The following is a 21,031-nucleotide window of genomic DNA, read 5'->3' as shown; positions in this document are numbered from 1 at the left end:
CAAGTATCCGCCCGGTAGAGGATGGGTAACACAATATGGGCAACATGCCCGGCACTACTGGCCACCCTGCCGGCCGTCCGGAGACGGCTTACAGGCTGGCCAAGAATTTTTCGTCGGTCTTGCTGAGCAAGCCGGCGGCACGCGCACTGACCAACAGATCAGGCCGCTTTGTCGCGGTCGCTTCCAGCATGCGCTGGCGGCGCCACTTGACGATCTCGGCATGATTGCCACCCATCAAGACGGGCGGCACGGCCATGCCTTCATATGTTTCCGGCCGCGTGTAGTGCGGCGAATCGAGCAAGCCATTGACGAAGCTGTCCTCGATGGCCGATGCCTCCGTGTTCAAGACACCGGGCAACAGGCGGATCACCGCATCCATCAGCGCCATGGCGGGCAATTCACCGCCCGACAGGACGAAGTCGCCCATGCTGATTTCCTCGTCGACGCAACGGTCCAGCAAACGCTGGTCCACGGCTTCATAGCGGCCACACAGGATCACCAGGCCAGGCTCGGCTTTCAGCTGCGTGACGCGCGCGTGCGTCAGCGGACGGCCTTGCGGCGACATGAACACCACGCGGGGCGCCGCCAGTCCCAATTCGGCCTGGCGTTGCTTGGCGGCATTAATTGTCGCTTCGAGGGGACGGGCCATCATCACCATGCCGGGGCCGCCGCCATAGGGGCGGTCATCCACGGTACGGTGATTGTCGGTCGTGAAATCACGGGGATTCCACAAGGACAAGCCACATTTCCCCTGCTCGAAGGCGCGCCGGGTCACACCCGACTGCGTCAGCGCGGCAAACATTTCCGGGAACAGGGTCACGACATCAAATTGCATCGCTCACCATCCTGCAACGTTTGCCCGGCGCAAAGTTATGCGCAGGCGGTTTAATAATCGAGGCCCCAGTCGACCGTGATCTTGCTGGCAGCCTTGTCAACGTTAATGACAAACTGGCCAACAAACGGGATCAGGCGCTCAGGCGCCTTTTCAACGGTCTCATCGGCACTGGCGACGGGCGTAACGCGCAAGATCGACTGCGGACCATTGCTCATCATGTCGTGCACTGTGCCGAGGCACTCGCCTTGCAAATTCTCGACTGTCAGTCCGATCAGATCGGACCAATAAAATTCATCGGCCGACAGCGTCGGGAAATGGCTACGCGGAATTTGCACAGACACGCCTTTCAGCGCTTCTGCGGCATCCCGCCCGACCACACCCACCAGCTGGGCCACGACGTCGCCGCCGTGTAACTTCGCTTGCCTGACTTGAACATCATGCAAGGTCGGTTTATCAAACCACCAGGTTTTGACGCTTAATAATGCATCCGCATCGTCGGAGAAAGGAGTGATCCTGACTCCGCCAGCGATGCCATAAGCACCGGAGACATAGCCTACCTGTACCAGGTCATCGGGGACTTTCACCCCGGATGCAGTCTTGACCGTCAAACCAGTGATCTAATTAAGCTGCTGCTTTGTTGTTGCTGGCTACCAGGCGAGCAACGGTTGGCGACAATTGTGCGCCAACGCCTTGCCAGTAGGCCAGACGGTCTGCGGTGATACGCAGTGGAACTTCGCCACCTTGCGCCATCGGGTTGTAAAAACCGATACGCTCAATGAAGCGACCATCGCGGCGATTGCGCGAATCAGTAGCGACGATGTTGAAGAACGGGCGCTTCTTGGCGCCTCCACGAGCTAAACGAATAACGACCATAATATTTCCAAAAAGTGTGCTGAGGCGGAAAAAGCCGCAAATTATAGCGCGCTTTACCGCCAGGCAGCAAGCGTTATGATGACGGGCGTGTAATTTGGGCTAATCAAACATTATGACCAGTCAGGGCCGAAGACGCAATAGGCGTCTGCGTCTATCGTGCCGGCCATGGCTTGAACTCAGGCGAAATCATTGCATAAACGCCACAGGAAAGTGCTATCGTTGTGCGAGGCAATGACCGATACTGGCAATCTTTACTGATGAGCAATTCTGGAGTCCCATGACCACCGCTACCATTTTGCAACAGTCGCACAAGAACAAGGCATTCACCACCCTGCTGGCCTTTTTGCTGGGCACGCTGGGCGCACACCGCTTTTACCTGCACGGCGCCAAAGACCGCTGGGGCTGGCTACACCTGGCCGCCCTGCCCGCCAGCGCGCTGCTGCATCAGCTGTTTCCCGAGGCGGACTGGTTTTATCAGATATTGCCGCTGACCCTGTCCGCCCTGGGCGGCTTCCTGGAAGCGCTGGTGCTGGGCCTGATGCCGGACGACAAGTGGGACGCCCGCTACAATGCCGCATCAAGCCGCGCGTCGGACACGGGCTGGCCCCTGGCCGTGGTGCTGGTCGCTACCTTGATGCTAGGCGCGGGCGTGCTGATCGCCACCATGGCGCGCCTGTTCGACTTGCTGTACACAGGCGGCGCCTACGGTTAATTTCCGCATGGAAATTACATCAATCCGTCGCCCCGCACGCACATGTAAGTGTTGGTAAGCAATCATGATTTTCCTCTATACTGCATTCACAATGCCGACATTACTGGCTCATTTAACACCCCAAGGAGAAGATCATGATTCGTCGCCCGCTCATCCTCGCAGTCGCCGTCACGGCCCTGTTCAGCACATCCGCCTTCGCGCAAAACCTGTCGCCGAAGGCGCAATACGCGTACGACACGAAGCAAGCCAACACCCGCTATGCGGACGACAAGAAATTGTGCGCAGAAGAAAGCAGCTCGAAAGCCCGCATGCAATGCCTGCGCGACGCCAAGGGCGAATACGACCAGGCCATCATCAATGCCAAGGCCGCGCAAAAGGCGGGCAACTCCTACGCCAGCCAGCCCTCCAAGCAGCCGCAGCATCAGATTTGCGCCGATTGCGGCAAGGTACTGGCAGTCAACGTCACTGAAAAAGCCGGTGAGGGCGGCGCACTGGGCATGATCGGCGGCGGCGTGGCCGGCGCCCTGCTGGGCCGCCAGGTCGGCGGCGGACGCGGCAAGGACCTGGCCACCCTGGCCGGCGCCGCTGGCGGCGCCTACGCAGGCAAGCAAGTCGAAGGCCACATGAAGAACGCCAAGACCTGGACCGTCACCGTGCAATACGAAACGGGCGCCAAGGCCGATTTCGCGTTTGACCAGGATCCTGGCCTCGCGGCTGGCGACTTGGTACGCAATTCGGGCAACGGCATCGCCCGCCGCTAAGAACGCAGAGTAAATCTGGGGTCAGTCCCTGTGGGATCGGAATGCGCGCCATTGGCGCACATTCCCCCGGCGGGTCTGACCCCGGCATTTGTCTTTGTGGTTTAAAAAAGCGCTGGAGAGCGATCTCCAGCGCTTTTTTTGCCTTCTGCGGGTCTTCAGCACACTGCTGGGGTCAGACCCTCAACAATGCCAACGCCAAACTCGGCGTTAGCGGACGAGGGGGTCTGACCCCGCTTAAAACTGCTCTTCCGACAAGGCCATCACGCCGGCGCTGCCGTCGATGATGGTGGCGCGCAAGCCCGGTGCCTGAGACAGGATGTGGTCGGCAAAGAAGCGGGCCGTGGCGATTTTTGCCTTGTAGAACGATGCGTCGCCGCTGCCCTCTCCCAGCTTTTGCTGCGCCACGATGGCCGCGCGCGCCATTTGCCAGCCGCCCAGCACGATGCCGGCCAGCTTCAGATACGGCACGCTGCCCGCGAACACGGCCTTGATGTCCGTCTTCATGTTCGCCACCACATACTCGACCACGGCTTCCAGCGCGGCGCTGCCTTCGGCCAGGTGGCGCTGCATGGCCTGGAAGTCGGCGCCGGTCAGTTCGCCCAGCTGGGCTTCCGTAGCGCGCACCTGGGCGATGATGGCTTTTGCCACGGCGCCGCCGTCGCGCACCGTCTTGCGGCCCACGAGGTCGTTCGCCTGGATGGCCGTCGTGCCTTCGTAGATCGTCAGGATCTTGGCGTCACGGTAATGCTGGGCGGCTCCCGTCTCTTCGATGAAACCCATGCCGCCGTGCACTTGCACGCCGTCGCGCGTGACGTCCTGCGACATTTCCGTGGCCCAGCCCTTGATCACGGGCACCAGGTATTCGTACGTCGCCAGGCTTTCCGCGCGCACGTCGGCGTCCGGATGGTGGTGTGCCACGTCGCTGATGGCCGCGCCCACGTAGGCCAGCGCGCGCGCCGCCTCCGTCTGCGAGCGCATGGACATCAGCATGCGGCGCACGTCCGGGTGGTGGATGATGGAGACCGGACCGGCGGAACCGGCCAGGTCGCGCGACTGCACGCGGTCCTTGGCGAATGCCACGGCCTGCTGGTAGGCGCGCTCGGCCAGGCCGATGCCCTGCAAGCCCACGCCGAAGCGGGCCGCGTTCATCATGATGAACATGTATTCGAGGCCGCGGTTTTCCTCGCCCACCAGGGTGCCGATGGCGCCGCCGTGGTCGCCGAACTGCAGCACGGCCGTGGGGCTGGCCTTGATGCCGAGTTTGTGCTCGATGGATACGCAGTGCGCGTCATTGCGCGCGCCGAGGCTGCCGTCCGCATTGACGAGGAATTTCGGCACGATGAACAGCGAAATGCCTTTTACGCCGGCCGGTGCGTCCGGCGTGCGGGCCAGCACCAGATGGACGATGTTTTTCGCCATGTCGTGTTCGCCGTACGTGATGAAAATCTTCGTGCCAAAGACTTTATAGGTGCCATCGTCCTGCGGCACGGCGCGCGTGCGCACGGCGGCCAGGTCGGAGCCCGCCTGCGGCTCAGTCAGGTTCATGGTGCCCGTCCACTTGCCCGACACCAGGTTTTCCAGGTACGTCGCTTTTTGCGCGTCGCTGCCGGCCGTCAGCAGCGCTTCGATGGCGCCGTCCGACAGCAGGGCCACCAGGGCGAACGAGATGCTGGCCGAATTGAGCATTTCGATGCAGGGCGTGGCCAGCAGCTTGGGCAAGCCCTGGCCGCCAAATTCCGTCGGATGCTGCACGCCCTGCCAGCCCGCTTCGCCGTAGGCCTTGAACGCTTCCTTGAAGCCTTTCGAGGTCGTGACCTGGCCGTCGTGCCAGAAGCTCGGTTCCTTGTCGCTGGGGCCGTTCAAAGGGGCCACCACGCCGCCGCAGAACTTGGCGTTTTCTTCCAGCACGGCTTCGGCCGTGTCGGGTGTCGCGTCTTCGCAGCCAGGCAAAGTATGGATTTCGGCCAGGCCGGCCAGTTCGTTCATGACGAACAACATGTCTTTCAGCGGGGCTTGATAGCTCATCTATTTCTCCAAGAAAAAAGCCACGCGCGGCTCGCCGTGTGGGGCGGGCCGGCGTGGCTTTGTAGTAAGAGCGTATCCCGGTAGAAGAATACATCAGCAGCAGACAGCCCCTCGAAAGCGGGGACGGCGTTGCTCGTCGTAGCATGGATATCCATGCGTCCTCCTCGCGCCTTGTCCGCACTTCCGATGAACAATCTGCTGCAGACGCTCCCTACCGGAATACGCTCTACACAAAACCGGATCGGGCGAGACTTAGCCCAGTTCTTTGACCAGTTGCGGCACGATCTCGAACAGATCGCCCACGATGCCGTAGTCGGCCACGGCAAAGATCGGCGCTTCCGGATCCTTGTTGATGGCGACGATGGTCTTCGAGTCTTTCATGCCGGCCAGATGCTGGATCGCGCCCGAGATGCCGACGGCGATGTACAGCGATGGCGCGACGATCTTGCCCGTCTGGCCCACTTGCCAGTCGTTCGGCACGAAGCCGGCGTCGACGGCGGCGCGCGAAGCACCCATGGCGGCGCCCAGCTTGTCGGCCAGCGGTTCCAGGATGTGGAAGTTCTCGGCCGAACCCATGCCACGGCCGCCCGACACGATGATTTTCGCGGCGGTCAGTTCAGGACGGTCGGACTTGGCCAGTTCGCGGCCCACGAAGGCCGATTTGCCATTGTCGCCAACGGCAGCGACGGTTTCCGTGGCAGCCGAACCGCCGGTGGCGGCAGCGGCGTCGAAACCGGTGGTGCGCACGGTGATGACCTTGACCTTGTCGCCAGATTGCACGGTGGCAATGGCGTTACCGGCGTAGATTGGGCGCTCGAAGGTGTCCGGGGAATCGACCTTGGTGATTTCCGAGATTTGCGCCACGTCCAGCTTGGCGGCCACGCGCGGCAGGATGTTCTTGCCGTAGGCGGTGGCTGGCGCCAGGATGTGGCTGTAGTTGCCGGCGATGGCCAGCACTTGCTCGGCCACGTTTTCGGCCAGGCCGTCGGCAAAGTATGGCGCGTCGGCCACGATGACTTTCGTCACGCCGGCGATTTGCGCGGCGGCAGCGGCGGCAGCCGAGGCGTTCGAACCTGCGACCAGTACGTGCACGTCGCCGCCGCACTGGGCAGCCGCGGTCACGGTGTGGTGGGTGCTGCCCTTTAAGGTAGCGTTGTCGTGTTCAGCAATAACTAATGCGACCATGATGTGTCCTGTAATTGTTCTGGATAAACGGCGAGGCCGCGCTTAGATGACTTTGGCTTCGGTACGCAGCTTGGCGACCAGGGTGGCGACGTCCGGCACCTTGATGCCGGCCGAGCGCTTGGCTGGCTCGACGACTTTCAGGGTCTTCAGGCGTGGCGCAACATCGACGCCCAGGTCTTCCGGCTTGACGGTCTCGAGCGGCTTTTTCTTTGCCTTCATGATGTTCGGCAAGGTCACATAGCGTGGCTCGTTCAGACGCAGGTCGGTGGTGATGATCGCTGGCAAGGTCAATGCCAGGGTTTCCAGGCCGCCGTCGACTTCGCGCGTGACGGTGACTTTGCCATCTTCCAGCACGACTTTCGAAGCGAACGTGGCTTGCGGCCAACCCAGCAGGGCAGCGAGCATCTGGCCCGTCTGGTTGCTGTCGTCATCGATCGCCTGCTTGCCCAGGATGATCAGTTGCGGCTGTTCTTTCTCGGCCAGGGACTTGACCAGCTTGGCCACGGCCAGCGGTTCCAGGTCGGTCGTCGTTTCCACCAGGATGCCGCGGTCGGCGCCGATGGCCATCGCCGTGCGCAGGGTTTCCTGGCACTGCGTCACGCCGCAGGAGATGGCGACCACTTCAGTGACCTTGCCGGCTTCTTTCAGGCGCATCGCTTCTTCCAGCGCGATCTCATCGAAAGGGTTCATCGACATTTTGACGTTGGCGGTATCGACGCCAGTGCCGTCACTCTTGACGCGGACTTTGACGTTATAGTCGACCACGCGTTTGACGGGTACCAAGACTTTCATAGCTATGCCTTTGGGAAATTATAAAAATGACGGATCAAGTGCTGATTGTGCGTTCGATTATAAGAGAAATTTGAATCCTGAACCGAATTTAAGCACGATCGTGCGATTTTTTGTTAGAGCAATCCATCTAAACTGTCCAGCTTCGGGAATTTCAAGGGGGTCCGCCGCTACGCTGCAGGGCAGCAAAAGGGCTGGTTCGGGAAGGAAAACCAGGCCGCGCCACGGCGGCCCCGGCTGGCAGAATTATTTGCGTTGCATCAAGAAGACGAATTCGGTACCCGTCTGCACATGCGACAGCAGGGCATTGCCCGTTTGCTTGGCGAAAGCCTGGAAGTCGCGCACGGAACCGGGATCGGTTGCCATGATGCGCAGCACTTCCCCGCTCTGCAGCTCTGACAAAGCCTTTTTCGCCTTCAGAATCGGCAACGGGCAATTCAAGCCGCGCGCGTCGAGTTCTTTGTGAAATTCCATAATCTCGGTATCAAGTAGTGTGTCGCTCATCATCAATATCCCACCATTGTTTTGTTGTACTGATTTTCGACATACTACTCTAAATCAGGGGCATTGACGCGCTGCACCAAAATAGTTCATCGGCTGTTGTGGTGTCACAACGAGATTCCACACGGCAAAACGGCCCGCAAACACCGTCTGCGGGCCGTTTTCAAGGGGCTGTGGGGCGAAAACCCCGCATGCCTTCTAGCTTACGCCTTATTTTGCGCGTTCGCCGACCCAGGCCGGTACGCCGGCCAGGGCGTCCGCCAGGCCGCTCGGATCGGTGCCGCCAGCCTGCGCCATATCGGGGCGTCCGCCGCCTTTTCCGCCCACTTGCTGTGCAACGAAGTTCACCAGCTCGCCCGCTTTGACCTTGGAAGTCGCGTCCGCCGTCACGCCGGCGATCAGGCTGACCTTGCCGTCGGCCACGCTGGCCAGCACGATGGCGGCCGTCTTCAGCTTGTCCTTCAGCTTATCCATAGTTTCGCGCAGACGGGCCACGTCGGCGCCGTCCAGCACGGCCGCCAGCACCTTGATGCCGTTGACATCGACGGCTTGCGTGACCAGCTCATCGCCCTGGCCCGACGCCAGTTTCGATTTCAGCGCGGCCAGTTCCTTCTCCAGCGCCTTCACGTGGTCCTGCACCTGGACGATGCGGGCCGTCAATTCTTCCGGCTGCGCCTTCAGGGCGCTGGCCGCTTCGACCAGGCGGCGGTTGATGGTTTGCACCAGCGCCAGCGCGCCCTCGCCCGTCACCGCTTCCACGCGGCGGATGCCGGCGGCTACGCCGCTTTCGCCGATGATCTTGAACAGGCCGATGTCGCCCGTGCGCTGCACGTGGACGCCGCCGCACAGCTCTTTCGAGCTGCCGATGTCGAGCACGCGCACTTCGTCGCCGTATTTCTCGCCGAACAGAGCCATCGCGCCATGCTTGACGGCGTCGTCAAACGACATCAAATGGGCTTGCGTGGCGCGGTTTTCCAGGATCTCTTTGTTGACGATCGTTTCCACGGCGGCGATTTGCTCGGCCGTCATCGGCGCATTATGGCTGAAGTCGAAACGGGTCTTATCCGGGTCGACCAGCGAACCCTTTTGCGCCACGTGGCTGCCCAGCACTTCGCGCAAGGCCTTGTGCATCAGGTGCGTGGCCGAGTGGTTGCGGATGGTGCGCGCGCGCTTGGCCGTGTCGACTTCGGCCGAGACGGCATCGCCCACCTTCAGCACGCCCGACTCCAGCACGCCGTGGTGGCCGAACACGTCGGCCTGGATTTTCAGGGTGTCGTTGACGGCAAAGCTGCCGGCGCCCGAGGCGATCACGCCCTGGTCGCCCACCTGGCCGCCCGATTCCGCGTAGAACGGCGTGGTGTCGAGCACGACGATGCCGTCCTGGCCCGCCTTCAGTTCAGCTACCTGCGTGCCGGCCGCGTACAGCGCGACGACCTTGCTGCTGAACGTCAACTGGTCGTAGCCGACGAATTTGTTTTTCTCGCCCGTGTACTCGACCTTGCTGTCCTTGTGCGTCTTGCCGCCCTTGCGCGACAGCTCCTGGCTTTCCTTCAGGGCCGCATCGTAGCCCACCTGGTCGAACGTGATATTGCGTTCGCGGCAGATGTCGGCCGTCAGGTCCGGCGGGAAGCCGTAGGTTTCGTACAAAGTAAAAGCGGTGGCGCCGTCGATGCCGGTGGCATCCTTGGCCAGCTGCGCTTCCAGCACTTTCATGCCCGTTTCCAGGGTTTCGCCGAAACGCTCTTCCTCGGCCTTGAGCATGTTGGCGACGTTTTCTTTCGCTTCTTCCAGCTCGGGATAGGCGCCGCCCATCTCGATGGCCAGATCGGCCACCAGCTTGTAGAAGAACGGTTTCGTCTGGCCCAGCTTGTGGCCATGGCGCAAGGCGCGGCGGATGATGCGGCGCAGAACATACGCGCGGCCTTCGCTGCCCGGGATGATGCCGTCGACGATCATGAAGGCGGCGGCGCGGATGTGGTCGGCGATCACGCGCAGCGACTTGTTTTCCAGGTCGGTGGCGCCCGTTTCGCGCGCGGCAGCCTTGATCAGGTGCTGGAACAGGTCGATTTCATAGTTCGAATGCACGTGCTGCAGCACGGCGGCCAGGCGCTCCATGCCCATGCCCGTGTCTACGCACGGCTTGGGCAGCTTGTGCATGACGCCCGCTTCGTCGCGGTTGAACTGCATGAACACGAGGTTCCAGATTTCAATGAAGCGGTCGCCATCTTCGTCAGGCGAGCCCGGCGGGCCGCCAGGAATGTCGGCGCCGTGGTCGTAAAAGATTTCCGTGCATGGACCGCATGGGCCCGTGTCAGCCATCTGCCAGAAATTGTCCGAAGCGTAGCGCGAACCCTTGTTGTCGCCGATGCGGATGATGCGCTCGACGGGCACGCCGATTTCCTTGGCCCAGATATCGTACGCTTCGTCATCTTCGATGTAGACGGTGACGGTCAGCTTGTCAGCCGGCAAGCCGTACACTTTGGTCAGCAGTTCCCATGCGTACTGGATCGCGTCGCACTTGAAATAGTCGCCGAAGCTGAAATTGCCCAGCATTTCAAAGAACGTATGGTGGCGCGCCGTATAGCCGACGTTTTCCAGATCGTTGTGCTTGCCGCCGGCGCGCACGCAGCGCTGCACGGAGGTGGCGCGCGTGTACGGACGGCTGTCCGTGCCCGTAAACACATCCTTGAACTGCACCATGCCGCTGTTCGTCAACAGCAAGGTCGGATCGTTGCCTGGCACCAGGGAGCTGGAACGGACGATGGAATGGCCCTTGGACTCGAAAAATTTGAGGAACTTGTCGCGGATTTCAGTTGATTTCATGTTTTTTTGGCAAAGAGTGGCGGCAGCTTTAAAGGGAAGATTATACGTGATATGGGGTGCTGCATTGACGGCGGGCACGGGCATTGTTGCGCACGTGCCAACATCGACAGCCTGCCCGCTCAGGCCGGGTCGTGGCCGCTGGCGCAGGCGTGCGGGGCGGCACCGGCGGCGACCGCACTGACGCCGGCGGCCGCATTGCAATCGGCGCAGCGGCCGTACAGGGTCAGTTCGTGGCGCTCGACGACAAAGCCTTGCGGCGCCATGCGCTTCAAGTCGCCCGGACAGTCATGCACGTCGAATACGCGCTGGCACGTGGTGCACTGGAAATGGTGGTGGTGGTGATTGGCGGCCGTGTTCGACTCGTAGCGCGGGTTTTCGCCCGGCAAGGTCACCACGTGCACCTTTTCCTCCAGCACCAAGGACTTCAAGTTGCGGTAAACGGTGGCGATGCCCAGCTGCGTCACCTGCAAGCTGGCCTGTTCGAGGATTTCCTGCGCCGACAGGGGGCGCTGGGCCGACTCGATGGCGGCTTGAATAGCGGTTTTTTGACGTGTTGTGCGTTCCATAGCCGACAGAATACACCATCCGCCTGTATCTACTGCCCGGAAAAACTGCCACGCATTAATGATAATGGGTTATCATTATCATCTTAGGGCAGGCTATTTCCTGTTCATGCGCTGCCCCAACCCTGCCAACACCGATAGCTGATAAAGGAATTCTTGCCCATGTCCGTCCGTCCTCACCAACCCACTCCCCTCGCGCTGGCCATCATGCTGGCCTTTGCCGCCCCCGCCAGCGCCCTGGCGCAACAGGCCACCACCTTGCCTGCCGTCACCGTTTCGGCCAGCGCACTGGCCCTGGGCAGCGACGACATGAGCACGCCCGTGACCGTACTGGAAGGCGAGGAACTGGTGCGCGCCCGCGAGGCGACCCTGGGCGAAACCCTGGCCGGCCAGCCCGGCATCACGTCCAGCCATTTCGGCGCCGGCGCCAGCCGCCCCATCATCCGCGGCATGGATGGTCCCCGTGTGAAGATCCTGTCCGATGGCGCCGAAGTGCAGGATGCGTCGACCATCAGCCCCGACCATGCCGTCGCGGCCGAACCGATGCTGTCGGAACAGATTGAAGTCTTGCGCGGCCCGTCCGCGCTGGCCTACGGCGGCGGTGCCGTCGGCGGCGTCGTCAATGTGATCGACAAGAAAATCCCCACCCGCGTGCCGGCCAAGGGCTTCGAAGGCAGCGCGGAAGTACGCGCCAACTCGGCAGCGCGCGACAAGGCGGGCGCCTTTGAAGTGACTGGCGGCTCCGGCAACATCGCCTTCCACGCGGAAGGCGTCAAGCGCGATGCGAAGGAATACAAGGTCGGTAGCGGCTGGGAAGGCGGCTCCAAAGTGGCCGGCAGCTACAACAAGACGGACACGGGCAGCGTGGGCGTGTCGTGGGTGGGTGAACGCGGCTTCCTGGGCCTGGCCTTCACCAGCCAGCATGCGGAATACGGCTTGCCTGGCCACAACCATGAATTCGAGAGCTGCCACCCGCATGGCACGCACTTGCACTGCGGCGGCCACGAGGGCCACGACCATGGCGACGAAGACGAGCATGACCACGACCACGAAAATGGCGCCGTGCCCTACGTGAAACTGAAGAGCGAGCGCTGGGATGTGCGCGGCGAATTGCGCGACCCCGTGCCCGGCTTCGCCAAGCTGCGCCTGCGCGCGTCGTTCACCGATTACAAGCACGATGAAATCGAAGGCACGGAAATCGCCACCACATTTAAAAACAAGGGCCACGACGCGCGCCTGGAAATGGAACACCATCCCGTCTTCGGCTGGCGCGGCGTGGTCGGCCTGCAAACGTCGAAGCGCGATTTCTCTGCCCTGGGCGAGGAAGCCTACGTGGCGCCGACGGTCACGAAGAAACACGCGGCCTTCCTGGTGGAAGAATACAAGCTCGACCAATGGCGCTTCGAAGCGGGCTTGCGCCACGAGTGGCAAGACATCGCGGTCGATAGCGCCACCCTGCAAGACCGCAGCGCCAAGGGCACGTCGGTCTCGCTGGGCGCCGTGTGGAAATTCGCGCCCCAGTATTCGCTCGGTTCGACCATTTCGCGCACCCACCGCCTGCCCAGCGCCGAGGAACTGTATGCGCACGGCGTGCACATGGCCACGGCCACGTATGAACTGGGCAATCAAAACCTGGGCAAGGAAACGTCGAACAATATCGACTTGACCTTGCGCAAATATGCGGGCGCCACGACCTTCTCGGCCAGCGCCTACCGCAACAAGGTCGACAACTACATCTTCGGCAGCACGCTGGACAGCCATGAAGGCTTCCAGCTGATCCAGTACGCCCAGCGCGACGCCACGTTCACGGGCGTGGAAGGGCAAGTGCGCCAGCAACTGAACCCCATGTTCGGCGCCAGCGTGTTCGGCGACTACGTGCGGGCCAAGCTGGCCAACGATGGTGGCAACTTGCCGCGCATCCCGGCCCAGCGTTTTGGCGTGAAGGTCGACGCCAACTGGCAGGCGTGGAGCGGCGTGGCCGAGTTCTACCGCGTGGGCAAGCAAGACAAGGTGGCCGCGTTCGAAACGGCAACCCCGGGCTACAACATGCTGAACCTGTCCGCCAACTACGACACGCGCATCGGCACCACGCCGGCCCAGTTCTACATCAAAGCGAACAACCTGACGAATGAGCTGGCGTACAGCCACACCTCGTTCATCAAGAATGCGGCGCCTTTGACGGGGCGCAATGTCACCGTCGGCATGCGCGTGACTTTCTAAGCTGCTTGAAACGTAGGTCGGCTTAGCGCGCAAGCGCGTAAGCCGACAACACCAATAACGTCAACAATGTTGTCGGATTACGCGGGGCTTTGCCCCGTTAATCCGACCTACGCCATGGATGGAATAATATCGATCCTGTCCGTGCAAAAACCATCCACGCCCCAGGCCAGCAGTTCACTGGCCCGTTCCGGCGTGTTGACGGTGTAGCAAAACAGTCCGTATCCCGCCTCCTTGACCTCTCGCGCCAGTTCCGGCGTCAGCTGCTGGTGGTCGCAATGGAGCGCCACCACGTCCAGTTCCTTCGCCGTGCGCGCCCAATCTTCCGGTATCTGTTCGACCAGCCAGCCGCGCGCCAGTTCCGGGGCCGCCTGGCGCGCCGCTTCCAGAGCGGCGATGCTGAACGACGAGAGCAAGGGCAATAACTCTCCTTCAGAAATTTCCTTTGCAAAATAATCGCGCGTGGCCCGCGCCACCGTCTCGCCCGTCGGCACGTCGAAGCCGGGCGCCGGCTTGATCTCGATATTCATCCAGATGTGCTGCGCCTTGCAATACGCCGCCACGGCCTCGAACGTGGGCACGCCCTCGCCCGCAAAATGCGGGCCGAACCAGGCGCCCGCCTCCATCGTTCCCAGCTGTGCGGCCGTGTAATCGTTGACGTGGCCGCTGCCGGCCACCGTGCGGCCCAGCTCGGGGTCGTGCACGACGACGGGCACGCCGTCGGACGCCAGCATGACGTCGAATTCCACGGCGCGGTAGCCGTAGGCCAGGCCGCAGCGCAGGGCGGCCAGGGTGTTTTCAGGCGCCAGGGTGCCGCCGCCACGGTGCGCCAGGGTGCGTGGATAGGGCCACATGAGGATTCCTTTATAGCAAAGACTGTCTTGCCATACTATCCCGCGCCCATCGTGAAAAGTAAAGCGGCTCCGTTTGGCGGCGCGATGCTGCGAATGGCGACGCGCCGGCACCGTTTCGTCGCAGCCCTGTTGCGCCCTGGCCTGCGCTGGCACACAATGCCCCATCGCTACCAGCAGACACTTCCATGAACTCCGACGCCCCTTCCGCCCACGCCCCCGCCAGACGCCGCTTTCCCTACTACCGCATGCTGCTCGACTCTCGCTATGCGCTGGTGCTGAACGCGATCTGCGCGCTGGTCATTACCTTCATCCTCAATCCGGGCAGCCATTTCGGACAAAACCTGATCGCCTCGATGTGCATCGGCACGATCGCCTTCCTGCTGATCGACGGCATGCGCCTGACTTTATGGGGTGCGGACCAGCGGCCCAGACTCCTGCCCTTCATGCTCATCATCCTGCTATCCGTGCCCGTGGCGCAAATGCTGGGCCTGGTTCTGTTCGGCTGGCTGACGGGCGTGGACGTGGGCGGCTTCGACAAGCTGTTGCCCACGCAAATGATGGGCACGCTCGTGTTCACCCTGCTGGCCACGGGCGGCGCCGTGCTGTTTTTCTCCAGCCGCGAAAAGATTGCCCGGCTGCAAATGGTGGCCGCCGAGGAAAAGGCCCGCGCCGAATCCGTGGCGCGCCAAGCCATGCAGGCGCAGCTGCAACTGCTGCAGGCGCAGATCGAGCCGCACATGCTGTTCAACACCTTGGCCAACCTGCAGGGCCTGATCAGCTTTGATCCGGACCGCGCCCAGCTGCTGCTCGACCAGCTGATCCAGTACCTGCGCGCCACCTTGAGTTCCTCGCGCGCCGGGTCCACCACCCTCGCGCAGGAGTTTTCCCTGATGCAAGCCTACCTGGGACTGATGTCGATACGCATGGGTGCGCGCCTGAGCTATGCGCTGGACTTGCCCGAGGCCTTGCGCGATATCAAGGTGCCGCCCATGCTGCTGCAGCCGCTGGTGGAAAATGCCATCCAGCACGGCCTGGAACCGAAGATCGAAGGCGGCCATATCCACGTGCAGGCGTCCACGGACGGCGGCGCGCTGGTGCTGACCGTCAGCGACGATGGCCTGGGCCTCGACCATCCGGGCCAGACCAAGGGCACGCAGCTGGGGGTGGCGAATATCCGCGAACGCCTGCACGGCATGCATGGCGAAGCCGCCAGCCTGTCGCTGGCCCCCAACACACCGGCAGGCGTCATCGCCCGCCTTCACTTACCGATACACTCCACCACCACGAGCCCCACGCCATGACCAGTTCCACCCCGCGCGCCCTGATCGCCGAAGACGAACCCATACTCGCCGCCGCCCTCGCGCATGCCCTGCGCCGGCTATGGCCGGAACTCGACATCGTTGCCACCTGCGCCAATGGCGTGGAAGCCTTGCAGCAAGGCCTGGCGCTGCAGCCCGACATTCTATTTCTCGACATCAAGATGCCGGGCAAGACGGGCCTGGAAGCGGCCGAAGAGCTGGCCGAACAGTGGCCGGACGGCATCGCGTTCCCTCACATCGTGTTTGTTACCGCCTACGACGAATATGCGCTGGCCGCCTTCGAGCACGCGGCCGCCGATTACGTCTTAAAACCCGTCAACGATGCGCGCCTGGCCAAGACGGTGGAACGCTTGCAGCAACGCCTGCGCGACAGCGCCGGCGCCAGCGGGAGAGCAACGCCAGCGGCGGCAGCGGCGGCAGCCACTGCGGCGGCGCCGGTGGTGGCAACCGTCACAGCGGCCCCCAGCGACGACAACCTGGCCCGACTGCTGGCCCAGTTGCAGGCCATGGTGCCGCCCGCGCCGCGCCTGCAAATGATACGGGCGGCCGTAGGCAACAGCGTGCGCATGATCGCGCTGGCCGACGTCGTGTATTTCGAGGCGCTGGACAAATACATCAACGTCGTGTGCCAGGACAGCGAAGCGCTGATACGCACGAGCCTGAAGGAACTTTTGCCCCAGCTGGACCCGCAACAATTCTGGCAAATCCACCGGGGCACCATCGTCAATGCCAGCGCCATCGCCACGGCCGTGCGCGACGAGGCGGGCAAGCTGTCGCTGACCCTACGCCAGCATCCGGCGCAACTGCGTGTCAGCCCTTTATATGCCCATCTGTTCCGGCAGATGTAGCGCGCAGGAGCCAGGTTCTAGTGGAGCTGATGCTTCAGGTCCGATAGTTCATCGTGGACCTTGAGCACGGCGCTCTTCATTTCCGGCGTCACGCTGGTCGCCGTGCCGCACGCCCGTTTGGCGCGGTCGCCCAGCGATTCCATCTGGTCGACGGCTTGGCGGATGCGCGCATCGTCCTGCGTGTCGATGGCTTGCCGCACGGCGCTCTTTTGCTGGTCCAGCTGATTGATGCAATCCTTCAAGTCCATCGGCATGCCCTGCTGCTTGCCGCACAACTGGGCCGCCTGGCCGATCGCGTGTTCGATGGCGCCAAAGCGCCGTGCCACTTCCTTTACCTGCATCATGATCTGTCCTCCCATGGTATCGAGAGTTGGATCGTCAGGCCGGCCCAAGGTTCCCCGCCACGCGCCATGGCGTTGAAATTTCCATGGTGCACTTTTTTGTAAGCGCTTGTGACATTCTAGATAATTATCAAATCCTTCAGATACATTGGCGTACCTGAACCACCATGCCCTCCATGACCTCGCTGCCACCCCTGCCCCGCCGCGCTCCCGGCCTGCTGCTGATCGTCCTGCTGCACGCGGGGCTGGCCTATGTGATCCTGCAGTCGCGCCCCCGCCTTGCCGTTGACGAGCACTTGCCGCAGGGCCCGGCCATCGCCTGGCTGCGCCACACGCCCCCTGCGCCGCCCAAGCCGATAGCCTTGCGCAGCGCAAAACCGGCCGCTGAACATGTGCCGCGCCGAACCATACCGGCACCCGTCAGCCGCCCCCTGCCCCCGCCCGCCGCCGAGCCGGCGCCAGCACCGGCAATGGCGGAAGCGATCACGGCGCCGCCAGCGCCCAGCGCCGCCGATATCCTGGCGCAAGCCAAGCGCGACGTGGGCAAGATCGACAAGGATTTACGCAAGGAATTCCCGAAGCGGGGAGAACAGAAACTGGACGACACCGCCTTCAAGCGCATGCAGCAAGGCTTTGCCGAAGCCTACGCAGCCGTGCCGCCGAAATGGTACGAGGCATCGAAAATCGAGGAAGTGGGCGCGAATGAGGCCAGGGGCAGCCGCACGTATAAAATCACCAGCGCGCTGGGCACCTTGTGCGTGACCACGCGCGCGGGCAAGCAGGGGGAAACGATGATCGGCAACTGCCCCAAATAGCCGGGCTCAGCCCACCGCTTCGCGCGCGCCCAGCGGCTGCAGATGGCGCAGGCGCAAGGCGATCAGCACGCCGCCGCCCAGGCATACGCCCAGCATGATGATGACGCCCGTCCAGCCGTCGAAGCCCCACATCATGCCCGAGGCCGAACCGATCAGGCTTGACCCCAAATAATAGAACAGCAGATAGAAGGCCGAGGCCAGCGCCTGCGGCGCGCGGGCGCGGCGGCTGACCCAGCTGCTGGCGATCGAATGCGAGGCAAAGAAGCCGAAGGTAGCCAGTGCCATGCCGATGACGATCAGCGGCAGCGAATCGAACAGGGTCAATACTATGCCGGACAGCATCACCGACAGCATGATCCACAGCACACCCCGGCGCCCCAGCCGGTCCACCAGGCGGCCCGCCCACACGGAACTGAAGATGCCGATCAGGTACAGAAAGGCCAGCAAACCGACGGTGCTCTGGCGCAAGCCAAATGGCGCGGCCAGCAGGCGGTAGCCGATGTAGTTATACAGGCTGACGAAACAGCCCATCAGCACGAAAGCCAGGCAGAACAGCCATGGCAAGCCCTGGTCGGAAAAATGTTGCTTGATCGCGTGCGGCAGCGCATTCCAGCCTTTGGTACTGGGCTCGAAATTTTTCGACGCGGGCAGGCTGCGCCAGAATTCCGCCGCCGCCAGCACGCCGGCCACGCCCAGCACGCCCAGGGCCCAGCGCCACGACAGGAAATCGCTGAGCATGGAAGCGATAAGGCGTCCCGACATGCCGCCAAACGCACTGCCTGCAATATACAAGCCCATCGACAGTCCCAGCGACGGCCCCTCGATTTCCTCGCCCAGGTAAGCCATGGCCACGGCCGGCATGCCGCCCAAGGCAATGCCCAGCGCGGCGCGGATGGCCAGCAGTTGCGCATAATCCTGGGCGAAGGCGGACAAGATCGTCAATATCGCGGCGGAAAACATCGATGCCACCATCAGCGGCTTGCGCCCGACCCGGTCCGACACGGCACTGAGCAGCACCAAGGAGATGGCCAGCAAGCCGCTCGACACGGACAACGACCAGCTGCTTTGCGCGGGCGTCAGATGAAACTGCTGCGACAGCAGCGGGAACAGTGGTTGTATGCAATACAGCAGGCTGAAGGTGGAAAAGCCGCCGAAGAACAGGGCGCGGTTGCTGCGCTTGAATTCGATCGAGCCCTTGGCGATGGCCGTGCGGGGCGCGGGTGCGGCGGGAGAAACCGGGATGGCAGACGAGGTGGCGGGGGCAAAGGCAAGCGATGAATCAGACATGGCCGTGTTTCGGAAAGGAAGCGAGTCTTCATCTTAGGATTGCCAAATCATATCGTCCAATATATATTCAAGGCCCAACTCATACTTTTAAAATATTACTTATATGGAACTGCGCCACCTCCGTTACTTTGTCGCCGTTGCCGAAGAGCTGCACTTCACACGCGCGGCCGAGCGCCTGCACATCGGCCAACCGCCGCTGAGCCAGCAAATCCAGGCGCTGGAGGCGGAACTCGGTGCGCAGTTGTTCGAGCGCAACAAGCGCTCCGTGCGGCTGACGCAGGCAGGCGCGCTGTTTCTCGACGATGCGCGGCGCATCCTGGCCCTGTCGGAACAGGCGGCCGTCACGGCGCGCCGGGCACAGCGGGGCGAAGCGGGCGAATTGCGCATCGGTTTTACCTTTTCCACGCCGTTCACACCCTACTTCGCGACCGTCATCAACCGCTACCGCCAGCAATTCCCGCACGTCACCTTGACCCTGCATGAAATGGCGACATTGCATCAACTGGAAGCGATCTCGGGCAGGACGATGGACCTGGGTTTCGTGCGCCCGCCGGAAACGACGTACCCGGACGACATCCGCCTGACCGAATTGCGGCAAGACCCGCTGTTCCTCGTGCTGCCCGTCGCCCACGCGCTGGCGGCCAAGGACAGCATCGCGATTGCCGACATGGCGGGCGAAGGCTTTGTCATGTATCCCAGGGATGCGGGCACGGGGATTTATCCGCAGATTTTTCGACTGTGCAAGGCCGCAGGCTTCGTGCCCCAGGTCACGCAGGAAGCGGGCGAAGCATCGACCATCATCGGCCTGGTGGCGGCCGGCTGCGGCATTTCCGTGCTGCCCGCCTCGTTCGACCGCATCCGCATGGATGGCGTGTGCTACCGCCCCATCGCCGACCCGCAGGCGACGACCAGCTTGTTACTTGCACAACGGGAAGAAGAGACGTCGCCGCTGGTGGCGGCATTCGTCAAGCTGGCCGAGGAAGCGGCCATGGAAGGGGGAGCGTAGGCCGGCGTGTCGGCTTACGCTGCGGCTGTGCCGTAGCTAAGCCGACCTACTGGACTACAGGACGCGCGCCGGCGTAGATACTGTTATCCCCGTCAAGCGGCGTGCAAGGCCGGATCAAATATTTTTCCCGACCTGAGCACGCCGAATGCCACGTGCACCAGCTTGCGCATCATGGCGCCGATGATCAGCTTGGGCGCTTTGCCGGCGTCACGCAGACGCTGACCGAAGCGCTTGCCCCAAGGCGTCTTATGCACTGCCACCATGGCCGGCATGTACAGTGCCTTGCGCAGGAAACTGTGGCCGACCTTCGACATGCGTGGCTTGCCACGCACGCTGGAACCTGACTCGTGCTGGCGCGGATCGAGGCCCGCAAACGCCACCGCCTGCTTGGCGCTGTCGAAGCGCTCAGGATTGGCGTAGTAGGACAGCAGCACGGGAATCGTGCGCTCGCCCAGGCCAGGGATGCTATCGAGCAATTCGCGCTTGCCGCGTAAATCCGGGTCGTCATCGATATGACGGCGGATCGCCAGGATCAGCGCCTTGATCTCGGCGTCGAGCCAGGCAATATGATCCTCGATACCCTGGCGTACCGCCGCGCGCGCCACTTCAAGCCGGTTGCTTTCCTGCTGGCGCATCGCTTGCAAGGCATCGAGGCGCAGCACCAGCGCGCGCAGCGATTGCTCGGCCGGCGATGGCGCCTGCCAGGGCTCTGGCTGGCGTTCATGGGCGAAGTCGGCGATCAGCTGTGCGTCGACCTTGTCGGTCTTGGTGCGCACCAGGCGTGAAGCGCTGAAGGCCTTGATCTGGGCTGGATTGATGACACTGACCACCATGCCAAGTCCAGCGAGATATTCGGCAACCCCTTCCCAATACGTGCCCGTCGCTTCCATGCACACCCTGGGGCTGCCGGCAGCATGCTTCAGCAGCCATGCGTGGAGCGCGGTGAATCCTTGGTGGTTGTTCTCGACAACCTTGTTACGATGCTTGCCGTTGGGCAGGCGCAGCGCGCAGTCGAGCTTGGCCTTGGCAACGTCGATTCCTAAATTAAACATGCTGTGGTCCTCTTGCGATCTACCTTGCAAATGCGGGCTAACCGGCATGCCGGTGCCAAAGATACTGTCCGATCTTGACATGGAGGATGGGTAACTGGTGCGAGATCTACGGAGCTGGCTCGGGGCCTAAGGGCGGATACGGCATCCAGTTACCCGGTCTTGATATGCCTATCAAGATTTTGACAGCGGTCGATACCGTTCGCAATACCACGAACGGCATGAGGG

The 21,031-nt window shown here is 62.5% G+C and carries 20 protein-coding genes; 7 read left to right on the top strand and 13 right to left on the bottom strand.

What is annotated here, in order from left to right:
• Positions 1 to 88: 88 nt before the first annotated feature.
• Genes trmD through rpsP form a run of 3 tightly spaced genes read right to left on the bottom strand, consistent with a single transcriptional unit; the run spans position 89 to position 1,708 of the window.
• Positions 89 to 835 (bottom strand): tRNA (guanosine(37)-N1)-methyltransferase TrmD, encoded by a 747-nt coding sequence (gene trmD / locus D9M09_RS04165; RefSeq protein ID WP_070221853.1) that lies wholly within the window; start codon positions 833 to 835, stop codon positions 89 to 91.
• Between the two features lie 50 nt (positions 836 to 885).
• Complete coding sequence (rimM, locus tag D9M09_RS04160; protein WP_070221854.1) at positions 886 to 1,443, bottom strand: ribosome maturation factor RimM; 558 nt, start codon at positions 1,441 to 1,443, stop codon at positions 886 to 888.
• Positions 1,444 to 1,456: 13 nt separating this feature from the next.
• A complete protein-coding gene (rpsP, locus tag D9M09_RS04155) occupies positions 1,457 to 1,708 on the bottom strand; it encodes a 30S ribosomal protein S16 (protein ID WP_010395524.1) in 252 nt (83 codons plus the stop codon).
• Positions 1,709 to 1,985: 277 nt separating this feature from the next.
• Between rpsP and D9M09_RS04150 the strand changes: the two genes are divergently transcribed.
• Both D9M09_RS04150 and D9M09_RS04145 read left to right on the top strand, forming a co-directional pair.
• Positions 1,986 to 2,420 (top strand): NINE protein, encoded by a 435-nt coding sequence (locus tag D9M09_RS04150; protein ID WP_070221855.1) that lies wholly within the window; start codon positions 1,986 to 1,988, stop codon positions 2,418 to 2,420.
• A gap of 134 nt (positions 2,421 to 2,554) precedes the next feature.
• Positions 2,555 to 3,181, top strand: coding sequence for a glycine zipper 2TM domain-containing protein (locus D9M09_RS04145; RefSeq protein WP_070221856.1), 627 nt, complete (start codon positions 2,555 to 2,557; stop codon positions 3,179 to 3,181).
• A 234-nt stretch (positions 3,182 to 3,415) separates the two neighbouring features.
• Here the strand turns inward: D9M09_RS04145 and D9M09_RS04140 are convergent, their stop codons facing one another.
• The 6 genes from D9M09_RS04140 to D9M09_RS04115 all read right to left on the bottom strand — a co-directional run bounded on the left by D9M09_RS04140 (position 3,416) and on the right by D9M09_RS04115 (position 11,070).
• The gene (locus D9M09_RS04140) at positions 3,416 to 5,206 is read right to left on the bottom strand and encodes an acyl-CoA dehydrogenase (protein WP_121668649.1); all 1,791 of its coding nucleotides are present in this window, start codon (positions 5,204 to 5,206) and stop codon (positions 3,416 to 3,418) included.
• Positions 5,207 to 5,458: 252 nt separating this feature from the next.
• Complete coding sequence (locus tag D9M09_RS04135) at positions 5,459 to 6,391, bottom strand: electron transfer flavoprotein subunit alpha/FixB family protein (RefSeq protein ID WP_070221858.1); 933 nt, start codon at positions 6,389 to 6,391, stop codon at positions 5,459 to 5,461.
• A 42-nt stretch (positions 6,392 to 6,433) separates the two neighbouring features.
• A complete protein-coding gene (locus D9M09_RS04130) occupies positions 6,434 to 7,183 on the bottom strand; it encodes an electron transfer flavoprotein subunit beta/FixA family protein (protein ID WP_070221859.1) in 750 nt (249 codons plus the stop codon).
• A gap of 243 nt (positions 7,184 to 7,426) precedes the next feature.
• The gene (locus tag D9M09_RS04125; protein ID WP_010395510.1) at positions 7,427 to 7,654 is read right to left on the bottom strand and encodes a sulfurtransferase TusA family protein; all 228 of its coding nucleotides are present in this window, start codon (positions 7,652 to 7,654) and stop codon (positions 7,427 to 7,429) included.
• Between the two features lie 237 nt (positions 7,655 to 7,891).
• Complete coding sequence (gene alaS / locus D9M09_RS04120; protein ID WP_121668648.1) at positions 7,892 to 10,504, bottom strand: alanine--tRNA ligase; 2,613 nt, start codon at positions 10,502 to 10,504, stop codon at positions 7,892 to 7,894.
• 119 nt (positions 10,505 to 10,623) lie between these two features.
• On the bottom strand, positions 10,624 to 11,070 hold the full coding sequence (locus D9M09_RS04115; protein WP_121668647.1) for a Fur family transcriptional regulator: 447 nt from the start codon (positions 11,068 to 11,070) through the stop codon (positions 10,624 to 10,626).
• 159 nt (positions 11,071 to 11,229) lie between these two features.
• On the opposite strand from D9M09_RS04115, the gene D9M09_RS04110 reads away from it, so the two are divergent.
• Positions 11,230 to 13,287 (top strand): TonB-dependent receptor domain-containing protein, encoded by a 2,058-nt coding sequence (locus tag D9M09_RS04110; RefSeq protein WP_162995567.1) that lies wholly within the window; start codon positions 11,230 to 11,232, stop codon positions 13,285 to 13,287.
• A gap of 107 nt (positions 13,288 to 13,394) precedes the next feature.
• On the opposite strand, the gene ugpQ is transcribed toward D9M09_RS04110, so the two are convergent.
• Complete coding sequence (ugpQ, locus tag D9M09_RS04105) at positions 13,395 to 14,138, bottom strand: glycerophosphodiester phosphodiesterase (protein WP_121668646.1); 744 nt, start codon at positions 14,136 to 14,138, stop codon at positions 13,395 to 13,397.
• Between the two features lie 185 nt (positions 14,139 to 14,323).
• On the opposite strand from ugpQ, the gene D9M09_RS04100 reads away from it, so the two are divergent.
• The gene (locus D9M09_RS04100; protein ID WP_121668645.1) at positions 14,324 to 15,439 is read left to right on the top strand and encodes a sensor histidine kinase; all 1,116 of its coding nucleotides are present in this window, start codon (positions 14,324 to 14,326) and stop codon (positions 15,437 to 15,439) included.
• On the top strand, positions 15,436 to 16,305 hold the full coding sequence (locus D9M09_RS04095; protein ID WP_121668644.1) for a LytR/AlgR family response regulator transcription factor: 870 nt from the start codon (positions 15,436 to 15,438) through the stop codon (positions 16,303 to 16,305). Before D9M09_RS04100 ends, D9M09_RS04095 begins: the two co-directional genes overlap by 4 nt.
• 17 nt (positions 16,306 to 16,322) lie before the next feature.
• Here D9M09_RS04095 and D9M09_RS04090 read toward each other — a convergent pair whose 3' ends face one another.
• Positions 16,323 to 16,649, bottom strand: coding sequence for a hypothetical protein (locus tag D9M09_RS04090; protein WP_070221866.1), 327 nt, complete (start codon positions 16,647 to 16,649; stop codon positions 16,323 to 16,325).
• 164 nt (positions 16,650 to 16,813) lie between these two features.
• Between D9M09_RS04090 and D9M09_RS04085 the strand changes: the two genes are divergently transcribed.
• On the top strand, positions 16,814 to 17,461 hold the full coding sequence (locus tag D9M09_RS04085) for a hypothetical protein (protein WP_121668643.1): 648 nt from the start codon (positions 16,814 to 16,816) through the stop codon (positions 17,459 to 17,461).
• 6 nt (positions 17,462 to 17,467) lie between these two features.
• On the opposite strand, the gene D9M09_RS04080 is transcribed toward D9M09_RS04085, so the two are convergent.
• A complete protein-coding gene (locus D9M09_RS04080; RefSeq protein WP_240453549.1) occupies positions 17,468 to 18,748 on the bottom strand; it encodes an MFS transporter in 1,281 nt (426 codons plus the stop codon).
• A gap of 103 nt (positions 18,749 to 18,851) precedes the next feature.
• On the opposite strand from D9M09_RS04080, the gene D9M09_RS04075 reads away from it, so the two are divergent.
• Positions 18,852 to 19,754: a LysR family transcriptional regulator gene (locus D9M09_RS04075; protein WP_121668642.1), complete on the top strand. Its 903-nt coding sequence runs from the start codon at positions 18,852 to 18,854 to the stop codon at positions 19,752 to 19,754.
• A gap of 92 nt (positions 19,755 to 19,846) precedes the next feature.
• Here D9M09_RS04075 and D9M09_RS04070 read toward each other — a convergent pair whose 3' ends face one another.
• A complete protein-coding gene (locus tag D9M09_RS04070) occupies positions 19,847 to 20,806 on the bottom strand; it encodes an IS110 family transposase (RefSeq protein WP_121668350.1) in 960 nt (319 codons plus the stop codon).
• Between the last annotated feature and the right edge of the window lie 225 nt (positions 20,807 to 21,031).

Origin of the sequence: Janthinobacterium agaricidamnosum, from assembly GCF_003667705.1 — a bacterium.
Taxonomy (GTDB): domain Bacteria; phylum Pseudomonadota; class Gammaproteobacteria; order Burkholderiales; family Burkholderiaceae_D; genus Janthinobacterium.
This window is presented reverse-complemented; position numbering and strand designations above follow the sequence as displayed.